Annotated in this window: 18 protein-coding genes and 1 riboswitch; of the genes, 1 reads left to right on the top strand and 17 read right to left on the bottom strand. The window is 41.3% G+C overall.

The features are described 5' to 3' along the window. Window positions 1-39: 39 nt before the first annotated feature. From B3473_RS03940 to B3473_RS03870, 15 genes are all read right to left on the bottom strand, one after another. Window positions 40-462, bottom strand: a complete 423-nt coding sequence (locus tag B3473_RS03940; protein WP_154454358.1) for a F0F1 ATP synthase subunit epsilon — start codon at window positions 460-462, stop codon at window positions 40-42. 12 nt (window positions 463-474) lie between these two features. After that, the gene (gene atpD / locus B3473_RS03935; protein ID WP_154454359.1) at window positions 475-1881 is read right to left on the bottom strand and encodes a F0F1 ATP synthase subunit beta; all 1407 of its coding nucleotides are present in this window, start codon (window positions 1879-1881) and stop codon (window positions 475-477) included. 58 nt (window positions 1882-1939) lie between these two features. Further along, the gene (locus B3473_RS03930; protein WP_154454360.1) at window positions 1940-2818 is read right to left on the bottom strand and encodes a F0F1 ATP synthase subunit gamma; all 879 of its coding nucleotides are present in this window, start codon (window positions 2816-2818) and stop codon (window positions 1940-1942) included. Window positions 2819-2832: 14 nt separating this feature from the next. Next, window positions 2833-4338 carry a F0F1 ATP synthase subunit alpha gene (gene atpA, locus B3473_RS03925; RefSeq protein ID WP_154454361.1) on the bottom strand — a complete coding sequence of 502 codons (1506 nt, stop codon included), beginning with the start codon at window positions 4336-4338 and terminating at the stop codon, window positions 2833-2835. Between the two features lie 15 nt (window positions 4339-4353). After that, window positions 4354-4890, bottom strand: coding sequence for a F0F1 ATP synthase subunit delta (locus B3473_RS03920; RefSeq protein ID WP_154454362.1), 537 nt, complete (start codon window positions 4888-4890; stop codon window positions 4354-4356). Continuing rightward, window positions 4890-5387: a F0F1 ATP synthase subunit B gene (gene atpF / locus B3473_RS03915; RefSeq protein ID WP_154454363.1), complete on the bottom strand. Its 498-nt coding sequence runs from the start codon at window positions 5385-5387 to the stop codon at window positions 4890-4892. Before atpF ends, B3473_RS03920 begins: the two co-directional genes overlap by 1 nt. A gap of 20 nt (window positions 5388-5407) precedes the next feature. Continuing rightward, window positions 5408-6118: a F0F1 ATP synthase subunit A gene (gene atpB, locus B3473_RS03910; RefSeq protein ID WP_154454364.1), complete on the bottom strand. Its 711-nt coding sequence runs from the start codon at window positions 6116-6118 to the stop codon at window positions 5408-5410. Between the two features lie 30 nt (window positions 6119-6148). Continuing rightward, a complete protein-coding gene (locus B3473_RS03905) occupies window positions 6149-6358 on the bottom strand; it encodes a F0F1 ATP synthase subunit C (RefSeq protein WP_154454365.1) in 210 nt (69 codons plus the stop codon). A 204-nt stretch (window positions 6359-6562) separates the two neighbouring features. Next, entirely contained in the window at window positions 6563-7996 is a 1434-nt protein-coding gene (gene glgA / locus B3473_RS03900; RefSeq protein ID WP_154454366.1) for a glycogen synthase GlgA, read from the bottom strand. Continuing rightward, a complete protein-coding gene (gene glgD / locus B3473_RS03895) occupies window positions 7993-9126 on the bottom strand; it encodes a glucose-1-phosphate adenylyltransferase subunit GlgD (RefSeq protein WP_269725763.1) in 1134 nt (377 codons plus the stop codon). The genes glgA and glgD overlap by 4 nt, the downstream gene beginning before the upstream one ends. Then, on the bottom strand, window positions 9116-10258 hold the full coding sequence (locus B3473_RS03890; protein WP_154454368.1) for a glucose-1-phosphate adenylyltransferase: 1143 nt from the start codon (window positions 10256-10258) through the stop codon (window positions 9116-9118). The genes glgD and B3473_RS03890 overlap by 11 nt, the downstream gene beginning before the upstream one ends. A 1-nt stretch (window position 10259) precedes the next feature. After that, entirely contained in the window at window positions 10260-12161 is a 1902-nt protein-coding gene (glgB, locus tag B3473_RS03885) for a 1,4-alpha-glucan branching protein GlgB (RefSeq protein ID WP_154454369.1), read from the bottom strand. A 330-nt stretch (window positions 12162-12491) separates the two neighbouring features. Beyond that, on the bottom strand, window positions 12492-13508 hold the full coding sequence (locus B3473_RS03880; RefSeq protein ID WP_168260960.1) for a diacylglycerol kinase family lipid kinase: 1017 nt from the start codon (window positions 13506-13508) through the stop codon (window positions 12492-12494). 18 nt (window positions 13509-13526) lie between these two features. After that, window positions 13527-15485: an NAD-dependent DNA ligase LigA gene (gene ligA, locus B3473_RS03875; protein WP_154454371.1), complete on the bottom strand. Its 1959-nt coding sequence runs from the start codon at window positions 15483-15485 to the stop codon at window positions 13527-13529. 107 nt (window positions 15486-15592) lie between these two features. Then, window positions 15593-16099 (bottom strand): QueT transporter family protein, encoded by a 507-nt coding sequence (locus B3473_RS03870; protein ID WP_269725761.1) that lies wholly within the window; start codon window positions 16097-16099, stop codon window positions 15593-15595. Further along, window positions 16097-16207, bottom strand: a riboswitch (PreQ1 riboswitch). Its footprint overlaps the gene before it by 3 nt. A 28-nt stretch (window positions 16208-16235) precedes the next feature. On the opposite strand from B3473_RS03870, the gene B3473_RS03865 reads away from it, so the two are divergent. Next, window positions 16236-16661: a GtrA family protein gene (locus B3473_RS03865; RefSeq protein WP_154454373.1), complete on the top strand. Its 426-nt coding sequence runs from the start codon at window positions 16236-16238 to the stop codon at window positions 16659-16661. Window positions 16662-16692: 31 nt separating this feature from the next. Here the strand turns inward: B3473_RS03865 and B3473_RS03860 are convergent, their stop codons facing one another. Both B3473_RS03860 and B3473_RS03855 read right to left on the bottom strand, forming a co-directional pair. Continuing rightward, window positions 16693-17637, bottom strand: a complete 945-nt coding sequence (locus B3473_RS03860; protein ID WP_235280748.1) for a YihY/virulence factor BrkB family protein — start codon at window positions 17635-17637, stop codon at window positions 16693-16695. Between the two features lie 2 nt (window positions 17638-17639). After that, window positions 17640-18500 carry a methionyl aminopeptidase gene (locus B3473_RS03855; RefSeq protein ID WP_168260964.1) on the bottom strand — a complete coding sequence of 287 codons (861 nt, stop codon included), beginning with the start codon at window positions 18498-18500 and terminating at the stop codon, window positions 17640-17642. Window positions 18501-18549: the final 49 nt, after the last annotated feature.

Here is an 18549-nt window from a genome sequence, read left to right as displayed (position 1 = left end):
CTACAGTTGACAAAGAGCCGGTTAAAGTAAAGATTTCTCTTACTTTTTATTATTTCCCACGTTAATGCGGTTCAATGCCCGACGAAGAGCAACTTGGGCACGACGCACCTCATCGATATCATGGTTACTTTGTGCTTTTTCCAAGCTACGTTCAGCACGAATTTTAGCACGTTCGGCACGGCTAACGTCAATATCGCGTTCACGTTCAGCAGAATCAGCGACAATAGTGACATGATTATCTTTGACTTCGATAACACCACCGTTGATGGCAATCCAGTCCACGTGATTTTCATCATCCGTACGACGGATTTTCATTTCATGGACTGTCAAAGGGGCAATGAGGTTGATATGGTCTGGCAAAATCCCCATCTCACCGTCAGGTGTTTTTATTGAAATATAATTAGCATGGTGATCATAGCGAATTCCATCGGGTGTTACCACCTGAACAGTCATATATGTCATGGCATCACCTCATTAGTAGTTCATTTTTTTCGCTTTTTCAACAACATCCTCGATTGGACCCACGTTACGGAAAGCATCTTCTGGAAGATCATCGTATTTACCTTCCAAAATTTCCTTGAATCCACGAACTGTTTCAGCTACGGGAACGTATGAACCAGGCATACCTGTAAATTGTTCCGCAACGTTAAAGTTTTGTGACAAGAAGAATTGAATACGACGTGCACGTCCAACCAATGTTTTTTCTTCATCAGACAATTCGTCCATACCAAGAATGGCAATGATGTCTTGCAATTCACGGTAACGTTGAAGAACACGTTGCACTTCTGTCGCAACATCGTAGTGCTCTTGACCAACAATTTCTGGTGCAAGCGCACGTGAACTTGAAGCAAGTGGGTCAACGGCTGGGTAAATCCCCATTTGAGTCAACTTACGTTCAAGGTTGGTTGTTGAATCCAAGTGAGCGAATGCTGTTGCTGGCGCTGGGTCAGTGTAGTCATCGGCTGGCACGTAGATGGCTTGAATAGAGGTTACAGAACCTTTTTTCGTAGATGTGATACGTTCTTGCAATTGACCCATTTCAGTAGCCAAGGTTGGTTGGTAACCAACGGCTGATGGCATACGTCCAAGAAGGGCAGATACTTCTGAACCGGCTTGGGTGAAACGGAAGATATTGTCAATGAAAAGAAGTACGTCTTGGCCTTCAACATCACGGAAGTATTCAGCGATAGTCAAACCAGTAAGGGCTACACGCATACGTGCTCCAGGTGGTTCATTCATTTGACCAAAGACCATGGCTGTTTTTTCAATAACGCCAGATTCTTTCATTTCCCAGTAAAGGTCATTCCCTTCACGTGTACGTTCCCCAACACCGGTAAATACTGAAATACCACCGTGTTCTTGGGCAATGTTATGAATCAATTCTTGGATAAGAACGGTTTTACCAACACCGGCACCACCGAAAAGACCGACTTTACCACCTTTAAGGTATGGCGCTAAAAGGTCGATAACTTTGATTCCTGTTTCAAGAATTTCAGATGATGTTGATAATTCATCAAAAGCTGGTGCTTTTTTGTGGATAGGTTCACGAGGAGCGTCTTCAGCAAATGGTTCTTCAAGGTCAATAGTGTCCCCAAGAACGTTAAAGACGCGACCTAGTGTTTCTGTCCCAACAGGCACGCTAATAGCACGACCTGTATCAAAAACTTCTAATCCACGTGTAAGCCCATCGGTTGATTCCATAGCGATTGTACGAATAATACCGTCACCGAGTTCAAGAGCAACTTCGAGAACGATTTTTTTCGATTTATCGCCATCTTTATAAACAATCAATGCATTATTAATCTCAGGTAATTTGTCACCAGCATCGAACGCGACGTCAACGACTGGACCAACAACCTGAGCAATTTTGCCTGAGCTCATGTTTTTCTCCTTTTAGATTTTTTAGAAATACGTTTTTGCTAGAAAACAGATTTCTCTTTTATTCTAGTGCGTTAGCACCCGCTACAATTTCTGTAATTTCTTGTGTAATAGCTGCTTGACGCGCACGGTTGTACTGAATCGTCAAATCGTTAATAATACTTTTGGCGTTATCAGTAGCCGTTTGCATGGCTGTCATACCAGCGGCATGTTCAGCAGTTTTCGCATCTACAATTGCCCCGTAAATAAGGCTTTCCGTGTATTGCGGCAACAATTGTTCCAAAATCATTTCACGGTCTGGTTCCAATTCAAAACCAGATGTGCCTTCTTCTGCTGCTTCATTGGCATCCAATTCTGCGATAGGAAGCATTTGTTGAACACGAACCTGACTGGTTAAGCTATTCACATGATGGTTATAACAAACGTACAACTCATCAAATAACTCGTTTTTATACATTTCAACAGACTGCGAAATGATGTTACCAACTTGTTCAAATGACGGTTGGTCTTCAAGGCCTCGCAATTCAAAGACAACATTCATGCCACGGGCTTTAAAGAAATCAGCACCGATACCACCAATAGCGATGATGGCATAGTTATCATTGTCCGCATGGTACTCTGCAATCAAATCCATCATGGCTTTCAAGATTTTTGAATTGTATCCGCCAACCAAACCTTTGTCTGAGGTAATCACGATATAGCCTGTTTTTTTCACTGGACGTGACACCAACATTGGATTGCTAGAACCACTTGTCAATTCAGATTTTAAAAGATCCGTAGTGATTTGGCGAATTTTTGAAGCATAGATTTGGAAATCTTTTGCAGCCTGCTCAGATTTGGTCAATTTGGCTGCTGATACCATTTGCATGGCACCAGTAATATGACTTGTTTTCTGAGTTGAAACGATTTTCCCTTTAATTTCACTAAGAGAGCCTGCCATATGCTTACCCCCTCTTATTTGAATTCAGATTGTTCTTTAAAAGCTTGAATAGCAGCGTCTAAAACTGATTCTTCTGGTAAATCTTTCGTTATACGGATGGTTTCAAAAATAGATTCGTAATGAGCGTCAAAGTAATCATACAAAGCTTGCTCGAAATCTAAGATATCGTTAACTGGCACATCATCTAAGAAACCATGAGTTAGTGCATACAAGATAACAACTTGTTTTTCAACTGGAAGTGGTTTGTGAACAGGTTGTTTAAGCACTTCAACGGTACGACGTCCACGGTTCAATTTCGCTTGTGTAGCAGCATCCAAATCAGAACCAAATTGCGTGAAGGCTTCCAATTCACGGTAAGAAGCCAAGTCAAGACGAAGAGTACCAGCTACTTTCTTCATGGCTTTGATTTGCGCAGAACCACCAACACGTGATACTGAAGAACCCGCATCAATCGCAGGACGAACACCTGAGTTGAAAAGATTTTCTTGCAAGAAAATTTGTCCGTCAGTAATCGAAATCACGTTTGTCGCGATGTAAGCTGAGATGTCCCCTGCTTGTGTTTCGATGAATGGAAGGGCTGTGATAGAACCACCACCAAGTTCATCTGAAACTTTCGCTGAACGTTCTAGCAAACGGCTGTGTAGATAGAAAACGTCACCTGGGTAGGCTTCACGTCCTGGTGGACGACGAAGAAGAAGGGACAGTTCACGGTAAGCAACCGCTTGTTTTGACAAATCATCGTAAACAATCAAAACGTGTTTGCCGTTATACATGAATTCTTCTGCCATTGCAACACCAGCATAAGGTGCGATGTAAAGCAATGGTGATGGTTGTGAAGCTGAGGCTGTCACAACGATTGTATAATCTAGGGCACCGTATTTACGAAGGGTTTCAACTTGTGTACGAACGGTTGATTCTTTTTGACCGATAGCGACATAGATACAAATCATATCTTGTCCTTTTTGGTTCAAAATCGCATCAATCGCAACAGATGTTTTACCTGTTTGGCGGTCACCGATAATCAATTCACGTTGACCACGTCCAATTGGAACCAAGGCGTCAATAGCTTTCAAGCCTGTTTGAAGAGGTTCAGAAACTGATTTACGTTGCATAACACCTGGAGCAGGTGCTTCAACAGGACGAGTGGCTGTGGTTTTAATGTCACCAAGACCATCCACAGGTTGACCAAGTGGGTTAACAACACGTCCAATAAGGGCTTCACCTACTGGCACTTCCATGATTTTACCTGTGCGTTTTACCACATCGCCTTCACGGATTGTAGAGAAATCTCCTAAAATGATGATACCAACATCATTGGTTTCAAGGTTTTGAGCCATACCAAAGGCACCATTTGAAAATTCAAGAAGTTCCCCACTCATCGTGTTATCAAGACCACGAGCACGTGCGATACCATCACCGATATAAGTGACCACACCAGTTTCTGTGACGTCAAAATTTGGCTGGAAGTTTTCAATTTGCTTTTTAATTAAAGCGCTAATTTCTTGTGCATTAATTGCCAAAAGTCACACCACTTTCTATTTCAAATTCATTTTTAATTCTTGTAATTGATGCTGAATGCTTGTATCAATTACTGTGTTGTTCACATTGATGATAAAGCCACCAAGAATAGCCTCATCAATATTTTCAATCAATTTTCCTACTGTTATTCCAAATTTTTTGGAGATTAACGCTAGGATACGTTCTTTTTGGTTAGGTGTCAAAGCAACAGCTGTTGTCACCACAGCATCATGTTGATTGCTTGCGATAGCCATTTGCGCTTTGACTTCCTTCAAAATCACTTCTAAGAACGCTTCTCTTTCGTTTTGTAAAATTACCTCAAGAAAATTGTTCATATAAACTGAACTAGACTCTTGAAACAACCTAACAAGTTTTACTTTTTCATCACGCGAAACAGCTATACTTGATAAAACTTTAGCTAAACGTGTTTGCTGAAAAACAGATAATACGGCGTCTGTTTCTTCTTGAAGCGCTGCTAATTGATCTTTTTCAATAGCTACTTCAACGAAACTTTTGGCATACTGTTCAACAAGCGCTACTGTTTTTTTATCCATTAGGCATCTCCTAGCTTATCAAGATAACTATCAATGAGATCGCTTTGAGCTTCCTTATCAAGCGTTGTCGCCATGATTTTTTCTGCCAACATTACGGTTAAATCAGCAACATCACCTTTAACACTTGATAGGGCTTCTACCTTACTGAGTGCGATGTCTTGATTAGCTTTTTCTTTCAAACGTTTAGCTTCTTCATGCGCTTGAGCAACGATTTTAGCTTCTTGATTTTTACCAGTTTCTTTGGCATCATCAATGATTTGCGTTGCTTCCAAACGTGCACCAGCTAATTCTGTTTGACGCTTAGCGGCCAAATCTTCAGCCTCTTCACGAGCTGCTTTGGCATCATCAATATCATTGGCGATTTTCTCTTCACGAGCCTTAAAAATGCCTGTAATTTGGTCCCAAGCAAATAATTTAACGAGAACAAGCAAGAGAAGAAAAGAGCCAGTTACAATAATAATGTTACCAAGACTTGTGCTATTAATAAGCGTTGACATAAATACTTTCTCCTTTCTTATTATTCTTTGTGATTCACTTTGTCACCAACGTAAACAGATGACAAAATGACAAATACATAGGCTTGAATACAAGATATCATGATCGAAAATCCTGTCCAAACAACATTCAAGGCGAATGCTATTGGCCATGCAAAGATACTAGTATCTGAAAATTGCACCAACAATCCTAAAATGATTTCACCGGCAAAGATATTACCATAAAGACGAAGCGTCAACGAAATGATGTTCGTAAACTGCTCTAGAATATTCATTGGTAACATTGCTGGCGTTGGTGAGAGGTATTCTTTCAAATACTCCTTAAAACCATTTTTACGCACACCTTCAACGTGGATAACAACAGCCATCATCAAAGACAATCCAAAGTTGTAGGCTGCGTTAGAGGTTGGAGATGACCAAAAGTTGTAGCCACCAATTTCAATTTTTGCGACTAGCCCTATGTTGTTGGCAATCACTAAGAAAAAGAATAAACTAAAGAAGAGGAGACTGTAGTTGCTAGTATAGCGACCAAGATTGGGTTTAATAATTCCTTGTACGAACTCATACACCCACTCTAACACATTTTGTTTTCCTTTTGGTTTCAATTGCATATTGCGGCTTGAAATAAAGATAATCAAAAATGTAATGAGCACTGTCAACAGTGACATTGAGAGAATGGTTAAGTCAAAATCAATCCCAAAGAGTTGCGCTGTTGGATTCACAGAAGTTTCCAATTCTACCCCCCCTTAAAGATATACCAACTGTTATCTAGTCGTTACGAAGAATGTACAAGCAAGAAGTACGAAGAATGTACCTTCGATGAAGGCAATCCCTAAGAACATAAGTGTTTGTAATTTGCTAAACATTTCTGGTTGACGTGCAGCTGATTTGGCTACATTGGCTACTAGGATACCTTCACCGATACTGACACCTAGAACACCAAAACCAAGTGCTAAAATAGCTAAATTCAACATGATATGAATCTCCTTTATAAATTTTTTTACTCCGTTATTTTAGTCCTATTTTGCTGAATTGTCAACGAAATCGCAGATTAGGGAAGCGTTTTCTCATATTATTCTTAACCTTTGTTTACTTTCAAATCCATGTAAAATGGGAGTCTGTTTTGTGTATGGAGTTTGTAAAAAAGAAGCCTTTTTAGAGGCTCCTTTTGGTTAATTTTATTGGAAAAGAGAACGATATAAGTCCTCGTAAGCTTGGCTGGCAGTGTCCCATGAAAAATCACAAGCCATGGCATTTTGCTGCAGCATTTCCCAAGCTTCTTTGTCATGATGATAAAGGTCCAAGGCCCTTTCAACGGTTTTGGTCAGCCAGTAGCCTGAAAATTCTTGGAAACTAAAGCCTGTTCCTGTCTGGTCGTAAGGGTTGTAAGGCAGAACGGTATCACGCAAACCACCGACTTCGTGAACGATAGGCAGGGTGCCGTAACGCATAGCCATCATTTGTGACAAGCCACATGGCTCAAAGGCACTTGGCATCAAAAAGAGGTCACAAGCCGCATAAATCTGCTGGGCAAGGGCGAGGTCAAAGGTAATATTGGCAGACATTTTGTCTGGGAAAGCATGGGCAAACCAAGAAAAGCTTGCTTCAAATCCGTCATAACCTGTTCCCAAAAGCACCATTTGGATATCTTTTTCAAGTAGGTGGCACAGCTCATGGACTACTAAACCAAAGCCTTTTTGGTCTGTTAAGCGGGAAACCATCCCAATCAAAGGCACGTCTTCACGCACAGGCAAGCCAAGGCGCTCTTGAAGCGCTTTTTTATCCTGCATTTTTCCAGTCAAATCCGACGCAGAAAAAGCATAAGGAATCAATTGGTCTGTTTCAGGATTGTAGAGGTCAGTGTCAATACCGTTGGTGATACCTGTTAGTTTACCACTTTCCATGCGTAGAATTTGGTCCAAGCCCTTGCCAAATTCTGGAGTTTTGATTTCTTGGGCATAAGATGGCGAAACGGTTGTGACGCGGTCAGCATATAAAATCCCACTCTTCATCCAGTTAAGGCACTCATTCCAGCGTAAAGTCCCGTCAGCATAACGTTCAAAGCCAACCCCAAACAAATCCCAAAGCATTCCTGGGTCGTATTGCCCTTGAAACTCTAAGTTATGAATGGTCAAGACCGTACGAATGCCTTGATAAGCTTGAATCCAGTGGTATTTTTCCTTCAACAAGAAAGGAATCATAGCTGTGTGATAATCATGTACATGGACAAGGTCAGGGATAAAAGCCACTTTTTCCATCAATTCAATCGCAGCTAATTGGAAGAAAGCAAAGCGCTCCCCGTCATCCCCATCGCCATAGATATGACCACGGAAAAAATAGTATTGATTATCTAAAAAGTAAAACGTGACTTGATCTTTTACCAAACGCTTAACGCCCACGTATTGATGACGCCAACCCACATTGGTGTAGTAATACAGGACGTCTTCGACTTGATCGCCAAATTTAACATCAATCATGTCATAATATGGCAGAACCACAGCAACCTCATGACCTTTTTTGACAAGGGATTTAGGCAATGCCCCAATGACATCGCCTAATCCGCCTGCCTTGGCAAAGGGTGCCCCTTCTGCCGCAACAAACAATAGTTTCATTCTATAATATCCTCAGTGATTTCTAAACCTTTTTTAATAACAAGTGGGTTTTCCTTAGTGCCTCGAATGACAACGCCTGGGTGCACGATAACATTCTTATCGACAATGGCATTTTCAACCACAGCACCTTCACCGACCGTTACTTTTGGAAAGAGAATGCTACCTGTGACTTGCGAATCTTTAGAAAGGTAGCAATTACGCGACACAATAGAATGCTCAACACGTCCCTTCACAATGCTACCAGACGCAAATTGGGCGTTGGTTACCTGTGATTCGTTTGAGAAATAGCTCGCCTCTTCATTTTTCACGCGCGTATAAATCTTGTGGTTGGTATAAAGCAATGAATAGAATTTTTGAGCATTGAGCATATCCATGTTGGCATCGTAGTAAGATTTAACAGAGAAGATATTTGAGAGATAGCCCGTGTATTCAAAGGCTAGAGCGTTGCTAGTGAGCGACAACTCACGCAAGAAGTAACGTAGACGACGTGGCTCTTCTCGCTTCATTTCTTCTTCCAAGCGGTTAATCAACCACGGTGTCTTAGCCACATAAATATCAGCAGACATTTTTTGCAATTCCAAATTGTCATCAATAGTCGTGCGTCTAATCACATGGTCGGTTTCATCAATATCAAGGATTTCATTGGCATCAGAGATGGCTTCCTTAGGCATTTTTTTGTAAACAACGGTAATATTGCCGTCGCTGACTTCGTGCAGGTGAATGACTTGTGCCAAATCAATGTTACATAAGATGTCACAATTCATGTAAACCGTTTGCTCACTGCCTGAGCGTTTTAAGTAAGTCAAAATCTGTTCGTAGTAATCACGATTGGCCAACTCGCTGCTGTGTTGTTCTTCGTAAAAGCCAAGAAAATAATGGCTCAATAGCGTATTTAGCCCCCACTCACGACCGCTACGCACATGGTCGAAAACCGAGTGAATATTGTGTCCTCTAAAGATAGCATAAATGTTATGAATACCTGCATTGGCTAGGTTTGATAATGGAAAATCAATCAGACGGTACTTGCCATCAAATGGCAGATTTGCCAAAGGACGTTTTTCAGTCGAGGTTGACATATCATGGTAGACCACCGCATTTCCCAAAACTGCAGTATATTTATCACGCTTCATTTTGACCTCCTACTACTTCACCGTAGCCCACAACTTGCACTTCATCATTTGTCCCATCAATTTCGACATCATCACCGATAACGGCATTTTCCCCAATAATGGCACGCGTGATTTTGGCACCTTCTCCAATAATTGCTCCGCTCATGATAAAGGAATCCTTAATCTGAGCTCCCTTTTTCACCTGAACATTGGTTGATAGGATAGAATGCTCCACTTTCCCCGAAATAAAGCACCCATCGACAACGAGCGAATCTTTAACATCAGCTTCTTCTGTAATGAAATTAGGAGGAGCGATGAGGTTTTTAGAATAAATCTTCCATGAGCGGTCACGGCTGTGAAGCTCATTGTCTTCCCCGATGTATTCCATATTGGCTTCCCAAAGCGATTCAATCGTTCCAACGTCCTTCCAGTAGCCGTTGAAATTGTAAGTGTAAACGCGGTCCCCAGCTTCAAGGTAAGCTGGAATCACGTTCTTACCAAAGTCAGACATATCAACGTTATTTTTTTCAGCATTGATGAGGACTTCACGCAGGCGTTTCCAATCAAAAATGTAAATCCCCATTGAAGCCTTGGTTGATTTTGGATGTTCTGGTTTTTCCTCAAATTCAACAATTCTATCGTTGGTGTCTGTATTCATAATCCCAAAACGGCTGGCTTCTTTCAACGGCACATCAATAACAGCTACCGTCAAACTAGCCATATTATCTTTATGGGTTTGCAACATATCCGCATAATCCATCTTGTAAATATGGTCCCCTGACAAAATCAAAACGTACTCAGGGTCAATGCTATCAATATAATCCATATTTTGATAAATGGCATGGCTGGTTCCTTCAAACCAACGATTCCCTTCCGTAGCAGAATAAGGTTGTAAAATGGTCGCACCAGAATTGATGCCATCTAGCCCCCAGTTTGAACCATTTCCCACGTGGCTATTTAAGGCTAATGGTTGGTATTGTGTGATAATACCAACATTTGAAATGCCTGAGTTAGCACAGTTTGAAAGTGCAAAGTCAATAATACGATAACGCCCACCAAACTGAACCGCTGGTTTGGCGATGTTCTGTGTTAATTTTCCAAGACGTGTCCCCTGTCCTCCTGCGAGGATGAGTGCTAACATTTCATTTCTCATTTTATGTTCCTTTCTTAGGAATAGTTTTTATGATACGCCGTTTTAATTTCCAAATGCTTGCTCCCAAGGCTGGCAAGGTGAAACTCAAGGTATTTTCATAATGTTTCCAAAGCCCGTCTTGAGTGCGTGTTTGTGGATTGTTTTCTTGCCAAACCCCGCCAAATTCAGCGAGTTCGGTATTCCAGACTTCCTCATAAACGCCCGCTACTGGCACCCCAATCGTGAAGTTTTTCCGCTCGACTGGCACCATATTGAAAATACAGACCAGCATATCCCCTTCTTCATTTTTGCGAATAAAGGACAAGACCGTCTCATCTTTATTGTCCGCATCAATGATTTCAATGCCATCATAGCTGTCATCAATCTTCCAAAGCACATTGTTATCCTTGTAAAATTGATTTAAACGACTGGTGAAACCAAGCATTTTACGGTTGAGGTCGTCTTCTAAATTTCCCCACTCCAATTGGTCATTGTATTTCCACTCCAAAAACTGACCAAATTCGCTTCCCATAAACAAGAGTTTCTTACCTGGGTGGCAAATCTGATAGGTATAGAGGTTTCTCAATCCTGCAAATTGATTGTAGCGATCTCCCCACATTTTGTGCATCATGCTTTTTTTACCATGCACGACTTCATCATGCGACAAAGCTAGGAGGAAATTCTCCGAGAAAACATACATGAAACTAAAAGTCACTAGATTAAAATCGTATTTCCGATAAACAGGATCTTCTTCATAGAATTTTAAGATGTCGTTCATCCATCCCATGTTCCACTTGTAGTCAAACCCTAGCGAATCCCATTCCACAGGGCCAGTGACTTTTGTCCCGCTGGTACTTTCTTCGGCAATCATCATCACGTCAGGATAAGCTTCTTTAATGACGGTATTCAATTTTTGCAGAAAATGATAGCCCTCGTAATTGCGGTTGCCGCCATCTTTATTTGGTGTCCAAGGACCAATATCGTAGTCACGGTGAATCATATTGCTGACGGCATCAACTCGGATCCCATCCAAGTGGTAATAATCAATCCAAAACTTGGCACTCGAAATCAAAAAGGACTGAACTTGATTTTTGCCAAGATCGAAATTTAAAGCTCCCCAGCCACGATTATGTGCTTGATCGTAATCCTGATATTCAAAGGTCGGCGTGCCATCATAATACGCCAAAGCATCATCATTTATGGTAAAGTGACCAGGGACCCAATCGACAATAACACCGATATTATTGATGTGACAAGCCTCTACGAAATTTTGAAAATCCACAGGTGTTCCGTAACTGCTCTCAAATGCAAAATAGCCCATCAGCTGATAGCCCCAGCTGGCATCAAGAGGGTGAGCCATCAAAGGCATCAATTCAACATGCGTATAGTTCATCTCCACCAAATAAGGCACCAATTCTTCCGTTAATTCCTTGAATTGGTAAGGGCGACCATCGGCGTGTTTCTTCCAAGACCCAGCATGCACTTCATAAATATTGACTGGGCGTTTTTGAAAACCAAACCGTTTTCGTCGCGCCAACCAAAGTGAGTCTTTCCATTTCTTCTCTGGAAAATCCGTGATGACTGCAGCGGTACCTGGTCTTTGTTCAAAGTAAAACGCAAATGGGTCAATCTTTTCAACCTCATGTCCTGTTGAGCGTTTCACCAAGTACTTATACAATTGATTTGGCTTAGGCTGGTCTGTAAATACCTCCCAAACCCCCGCTACATTTCGCTTCATTGCCAGTGGATTATCTCTCCATTGTGTAAAATCGCCGATAAGATGAACAGCCTGAGCATTTGGAGCCCATACTCTAAAAACATAGCCATCTTTGCCGTCTCGGTTTTCCTTATGAAAACCAAAATAGTGCTGAGCATGGTAATTTTCACCCGTTCCAAAAGTTCTCAGTGCTTCACTTACGTCCATCAAACATCCTCCCTCTTTTTATTAAACATAAAGCTAAACAAAAAACAGCCTTGTTCTAAGGCTATTTCCAATTTTAAAGATCCCATACAGGCAAATTTCTAGCCCTGTCGCTAATATTTTGTAATCGCTTTATGTTTAATAAAATTATAACATGATTTTAAAATACTGTCATGAAAATTTCAAGATTTTTCTTATATTTTTTAAAAATGATAAAACTGTTACACATTCTTTACAAAAAAGAGGACTAAAAAACCCTAAATAAAAACAAAAAAGCCTAAAAGGTCCTTCGACCATTTTAGACTGTTAAATCATATTCTATCAAAAAATATTTTAATGATTATCTAATCCATCAACTTCTTTTGAGAATTTTTGAGCCATTTCTTCTAATTCGCGATCCTCTTGGTTCCACACCAAAGCATCGTCTGAAATTTCATCGGTATTGGCAAAGAATGTGATGTGATTTTTCAAGTTACGGAGTTTGATTGGGGCATCGCCACCGTATTCGCCATCCAAGTTAATCATCATTCTGCTATCAGACAAAGGCTCAATTTTAAGAAAATCCGTCTTGATGTATTCAATGCGTTTATCTCCAATGTGCTTACCACCATCAAGCACCAAGCGAATCAAGTGCAGGATTTCAATGAGGTTAGCCGTTTTCACTAAAATCAAGGTAAACTTGCCATCGTCTAATTTGGCATCTGGGGCAATTTGCTCAAAACCACCGACAGAGTTAGTAATGGCCGCAAAAATCATGGAAACATCGCCCTCAAAGACGCCATTTTCATAAGTGATCCGAACAGGTACCGTCCGAATGCTAGGCAACAACTCCACCCCTTTGGCCAAGTAAGCCAAGTAGCCAAACATGGTCTTGAGCTGGCTAGGCACGCTGTAAGTTAATTCTGTAAAAGAACCCGCCGCTGCGATGTTGATGAAATAAACATCTTCACGCGCTTGCCCAATGTCCATGGCAATGGTTTGATTTTTCCCGATAATCTTAGCCGCTTCGATAGGATTGCCACGAGGAATTTTTAGGGCACGTGCAAAATCATTGGTTGTTCCTGTTGGGATGATAGCCATTTTTGGACGGTGTTCCAGCGGTGCAATCCCATTAACCACTTCGTTAATGGTGCCATCACCACCAGCTGCAATGACCAAGTCAAAATGGTCTTGAGCCACTCGTTTCGCTTCATCTCGGGCTGAATTAGGTTCTGGGGTCGTCTGAAATGCAGAGGCCTCATAGCCATACCCTTCCAATATATTCAATACTTCTCCGACATTTTTTTTCATGATTTCTTGTCCAGAAGTGGGATTATAGATTAAACGTGCACGTTTTTTTGTCTTTTCCATAAAATACCTCGACATCCATTATAAACCTGCTAACCATTCCTCATCACGAATGGTAATGCCCAAACTTTGTGCCTTGTCCAATTTTGAGCCTGCCTCAGCCCCAGCAATCACAAGGTCTGTCTTTTTAGACACACTACCAGTTACTTTTGCTCCCAATGCTTGCAATTTTTCCTTGGCTTCATTGCGAGTGAAATGCTCCAATTTTCCAGTCAATACGATGGTCAAGCCTGACAATTGGGCATCAGCGGACGCTTTTTGACCTAGATAAGCAAAATTAACCGCAACTGTTCGCAATTCTGCCAGCAAGGTCTGGGCTTCTTCTTTTGCAAAATAGCTGTGCAGAGAATTAGCGATGACATTTCCAATGCCATCAATGTTAGCAATCGCATCCACGGGTGCTTGCTCTAACGCATCAATCGTTTCAAAAACTTCTAATAATTGGCGGCTAACCTTAGCTCCCACATGACGAATTCCCAAGCCAAACAACAATTTATCCGCAGAATTAGCCTTGGAAACCTGAATAGCCTGATAGAGTTTTTCTGCTGATTTTTCTTTGACACCATCCAAAGTCAGCAAATCCGCCACGCTCAACTGGTAAATATCCGCCACATCATGAACCAAATTGGCCTCGAAAAGTTTTTTGACCATTGACGGTCCTAAACCAGTAATGTTCATGGCATCACGGCTAGCAAAATGGGTCAAACGCTCTTGAATTTGGCTTGGACAAAGTGGGTTGATGCAACGCAGAGCCACTTCATCCTCATAATGAATCAACTCGCTACCGCAAGATGGGCACTGTGTCGGAATTGGCATCGGTACTTGCTGGTCGCGTTTACTTTCAACCACATGAAGAACAGCAGGAATAATGTCCCCAGCCTTGTAAACAATAACCGTATCACCGATACGAATGTCTTTTTCGGCAATGTAGTCCACATTGTGCAAGGTTGCTCGGCTAACGGTCGTCCCTGCCAATTGAACGGGTGTTAAGTTAGCGGTTGGCGTCACTACCCCTGTTCGTCCAACGGTCCAGTCAACGGATAGGATTTCAGCTGCCTTTTCCTCTGCCGGAAATTTATAAGCAATGGCCCAGCGTGGTGCTTTCACTGTGAAACCAAGTTCTTCTTGCATGGCTAGGCTGTTTACCTTGATAACAATCCCGTCAATATCATAAGGCAAACGGTCACGCTCTTCAGCGATGTCTTGGATAAAGGTCCAAATCTCATCCATCGATGACGTGGTGATACGCTTAGTATTCACCGAAAAGTCATAACGCGCCAGCTCATCCAAGACCGCATTTTGTGTGGTCATCTGAGTTGCTCCTACTTCTTGGTACAAGAAAGTAGCCAGTTGGCGCTTAGCAACAACTGCCGTATTTAACTGACGCAGAGTACCCGCCGCTGCATTTCTAGGATTGGCAAATTCAGTCTGTCCATTTTCACGACGTTCTTCGTTGATTTTGTCAAAGGATTGTTTGGGAAGGTAAGCCTCACCACGCACAGTAATCGTGAGCGGTTCTTTCAAACGGTGGGGAATATCCTTGATGCGTTTGACATTTTCAGTGATATTTTCGCCAACCGAACCATCGCCACGAGTCGCCCCCACTTGCAAGACACCGTCGACATAAACCAGCGAAATAGACAAGCCATCAATTTTCAACTCAGCCATGTAAGAGGCATTTGGAAATTCTGATTTGACACGGCGGTCAAAGTCGTCCAATTCTTCACGTGAAAAGGCATCTTGTAAGCTATATAGAGGAACTTGGTGTTGGTACTTTTCAAAGCCCTCTAAAATAAGCCCACCGACTTCTTGTGTTGGGCTATTGGGTAAAATCCACTCTGGATGTGCTTTTTCAAGGTCAACTAATTCACGGTAAAGGACGTCATATTCACTATCTGACACCGTTGGTTTATCGTCTGTATAATACTCTTTTCGGTATTGGTTGAGTAGGTCAACCAGGTTTTGAATACGCTTTTTCATACTATTATTTTAACATATATTGTCAAAAAGTCTTACTAAAAGTTTACGAATTCTTAACAAAAAGGAAACGAAAAAAGCCTTCTTCAAAAGAAAGCTTTGCCTTATGCTTAAGCACTGAGATTGATGCGCTTGCTTAATCGGTCCATGATCAGAGAACCGATAAGCAAGGATGCCAATTCTCCCATAGCTGTGGTGAACCAAGTCAACCAGAAAGGTGCACCAAAGAAATGCAATTCTAATGCGACTGTGAACATAGACGCTGAAAAGAAAAACGAAAAATAAAAGAAAGCCTTATTAAACAAGCCATTAAATAGATATTGGTCCTTGTAGCGGTCAAAGAGCATAACACCCAAGCTTACAAAAACAAGCGTTGATAAACTTCCGACGACAACATCAATCAAACCAAAACTGTAAAAATTGGCAATCATACAACCCAGTGTCAAACCAATAATATACTTACGATTGTAAAAAGCCATAAAATTCAACATTTCTGATACACGAAATTGGTAGGCACCGTAGGAAATGGCATTTAAAGGCGGTGTTATCGTTAAAACAACATACAAAGCAGCCACAAAAGCCACTTGAGCAAGGTCACGAACAGTCAATGATTTCATAACTTTCTCCTTTAACGTCAGAGTTTTACACTCCACGTCTTTAATATGCTTGACGAAAGGGAAATAAGCGTCAAGGGTCGTTTGCACAACATTTTAAAGTATAGCACAAATACCAAAAATTTGATATAGTAGTTCTATGAAAAAATTAATCTCTAACGAAGTTTTTAAATACTTGTTTTTCGGTGTCTTGACAACCCTTGTTTACATGGTAACTCGGGTAGCCTTTTTCTCACTCACCCAATCAGCGACCTTTTCAGCCGTTGTCGCTAACATTGTTGCCATTATTTTTGCCTTTGTGACCAATGATTATTTTGTTTTTAACCAAGTTCGCACGGGCTGGTTCAGACGTTTGGTCAAATTTTTCATGGCTCGCTTGGCAACCCTTGTGTTGGACTTGGCTTTGGCTTACCTTCTCGTTACCAAATACCCACAAATTATCGGACAATTCGTCAACGATAACATCGCCATGGTCAACATGGTGGAAACCATCTTCTCGCAAGTGCTTATCATCGTCCTAAACTACGTGCTCAGTAAGTTACTTGTTTTCCGAGATAATCAATAAAAGCTACCATTCTCTTAAAATGATAGCTTTTTTACTTGTCTTTTTTATCTGATGGGGTGTTCTTTTTTCGGCGGTTTAAAATGGATAAGATATCCCCACGTCTGCTTTCCATCTTGCCTTGACTCAGCTCTTGATAAGTGGCATTGAAAACAGCCCCCAAAATCAAAATGCGTGCCAAAAAGATGAACCACATCATCAAACCAAAAATCATAATCGACCCGAAAACTTTAAGGTCAACCATGCGTTCAAAAGTCCTCAAAACATACTGACTAAATAAATTATTCAGGAAAACAAGAACAATAGAGGTCAGAGCGGTTCCTGGCAAAATGAAGCGGAAACACCGAATTTTAACATTGGGCAAAATGAAATACAAAATCATAATGCCAAACACAATGGTCAGCACCGTGACGGGTTGTGCTAGGCTCAAAAGCATTTTTACCAGTGTGTCATCTAAAGGATGATGACGGCTGATGAGTTGCAAAATAGCTTTTGAAAAAGATGAAAAAATCAGCACAAAGGTCAAGAGGAACAAAATGAGCAGACCAGCTAAAATGCCAATCAAACGCCCCACCACAAAATCCCTGTGTTGTGATGCACCATAAGCCTTATTGATGGCTTTTTGCAGTGATGTTAGTGATTTGGACATGGTCCAAAAGGCCGTCAAAGTCGCCACTCCCAAAATACCGCCAGATGGGTTTGAAAAAATATCCGTGGTAATGGCAGAAACCGTTGGATAGATATTGGTTGGCAAATTTTTCTCCATAAACGACAATAAGACTGAGATGTCTAAATTGAGATAGGGAAAGATATTTGCAGCAATCACAATCAAGGGAAAAGCTGTCAACATGAGGTAGTAAGCAACTGCGACAGCCGATAAATCCATCTCTGCACTTTGATAATGTTTGACATAAACTTGTAATGGCTGCCACTGCAATTTAGACAACAAAGCATCTAATCGTTGTTGCTTACGCTCCATGCTTAATACGTTCTTTCTTCTCCTTGGCTAGTTAGGATAACTGGACCATCTTTGGTAATCACAAATTGGTGTTCGTATTGGCATGACAAGCCGCCATCTAGGGTTTTGTGAGCCCAGCCAGTTTTTATATCCGTATCAATTTCCCAAGTGCCTGTGTTAATCATTGGTTCAATGGTCAAGACCATGCCTTCACGCAAGCGAAGCCCACGACCAGCCTTACCATAATGAGGCACCATTGGTTCTTCGTGCATAGTTGGACCAACACCGTGACCAACTAAATCACGAACCACACCGTAACCACGGCTTTCAGCGTATTCTTGAATGGCTGCACCGATATCACCGATACGATTGCCGACAACCGCTTTTTCAATACCGATATAAAGGCATTCTCTGGTAACGTCCATCAAGTTTTTAACTTCTTCTGAAACATTTCCAACTGCATAAGCCCAGCAAGAATCCGCCAAACCACCTGAGTAAGATTGGGTATATTTTTTCACTTGAGCAACATTGTCAAAGTCCAATTTTGACACGTCCACAACAGATTTATCAAGCGGTTCACTCAAAACCATATCAACTTTAAGCAAATCGCCTTCTTTTAAAATGTAGTGACGTGGAAAAGCGTGAGCCACTTCATCATTTAAACCACAACAAGTGGCATAGGGGTAGTCCATTACAGAACCATCCACCCCAATTTGAAGGGGCAATACGTTGGCTTCTTTACAGCGACGACGCACATATTCTTCCACTTCCCACATATCCAAGCCTGGTTTGATTAAGTCACGTAAACCAATGTGAACTGAAGCTAAAAAATTACCTGCACGGTCCATAGCTTCAATTTCACGAGTTGATTTTAATGTAATCATATCGTTTGTACTCCCTTTTCATCGTTCAAAATTAATCAGTATTCATTAT

Source organism: Streptococcus sp. UBA632 (assembly GCF_002300045.1).
Classification (GTDB): domain Bacteria; phylum Bacillota; class Bacilli; order Lactobacillales; family Streptococcaceae; genus Streptococcus; species Streptococcus alactolyticus.
Note: the sequence above shows the minus strand (reverse complement) of the source record. Positions and strands in the feature narration are given on the sequence as shown.

Excerpts from the sequence above, each read along its gene's own strand:
- B3473_RS03855 (WP_168260964.1), bottom strand. The coding sequence starts at position 18,500 with ATGATTACATTAAAATCAACTCGTGAAATTGAAGCTATGGACCGTGCA.
- B3473_RS03890 (WP_154454368.1), bottom strand. The coding sequence starts at position 10,258 with ATGAGAAATGAAATGTTAGCACTCATCCTCGCAGGAGGACAGGGGACA.
- B3473_RS03940 (WP_154454358.1), bottom strand. The coding sequence starts at position 462 with ATGACATATATGACTGTTCAGGTGGTAACACCCGATGGAATTCGCTAT.
- ligA (WP_154454371.1), bottom strand. The coding sequence starts at position 15,485 with ATGAAAAAGCGTATTCAAAACCTGGTTGACCTACTCAACCAATACCGA.
- atpF (WP_154454363.1), bottom strand. The coding sequence starts at position 5,387 with ATGTCAACGCTTATTAATAGCACAAGTCTTGGTAACATTATTATTGTA.
- B3473_RS03920 (WP_154454362.1), bottom strand. The coding sequence starts at position 4,890 with ATGGATAAAAAAACAGTAGCGCTTGTTGAACAGTATGCCAAAAGTTTC.
- B3473_RS03905 (WP_154454365.1), bottom strand. The coding sequence starts at position 6,358 with ATGTTGAATTTAGCTATTTTAGCACTTGGTTTTGGTGTTCTAGGTGTC.
- glgB (WP_154454369.1), bottom strand. The coding sequence starts at position 12,161 with ATGGACGTAAGTGAAGCACTGAGAACTTTTGGAACGGGTGAAAATTAC.
- B3473_RS03930 (WP_154454360.1), bottom strand. The coding sequence starts at position 2,818 with ATGGCAGGCTCTCTTAGTGAAATTAAAGGGAAAATCGTTTCAACTCAG.
- B3473_RS03860 (WP_235280748.1), bottom strand. The coding sequence starts at position 17,637 with ATGGAGCGTAAGCAACAACGATTAGATGCTTTGTTGTCTAAATTGCAG.
- B3473_RS03870 (WP_269725761.1), bottom strand. The coding sequence starts at position 16,099 with ATGAAATCATTGACTGTTCGTGACCTTGCTCAAGTGGCTTTTGTGGCT.
- glgD (WP_269725763.1), bottom strand. The coding sequence starts at position 9,126 with ATGAAGCGTGATAAATATACTGCAGTTTTGGGAAATGCGGTGGTCTAC.
- B3473_RS03865 (WP_154454373.1), top strand. The coding sequence starts at position 16,236 with ATGAAAAAATTAATCTCTAACGAAGTTTTTAAATACTTGTTTTTCGGT.
- glgA (WP_154454366.1), bottom strand. The coding sequence starts at position 7,996 with ATGAAACTATTGTTTGTTGCGGCAGAAGGGGCACCCTTTGCCAAGGCA.
- atpD (WP_154454359.1), bottom strand. The coding sequence starts at position 1,881 with ATGAGCTCAGGCAAAATTGCTCAGGTTGTTGGTCCAGTCGTTGACGTC.
- B3473_RS03880 (WP_168260960.1), bottom strand. The coding sequence starts at position 13,508 with ATGGAAAAGACAAAAAAACGTGCACGTTTAATCTATAATCCCACTTCT.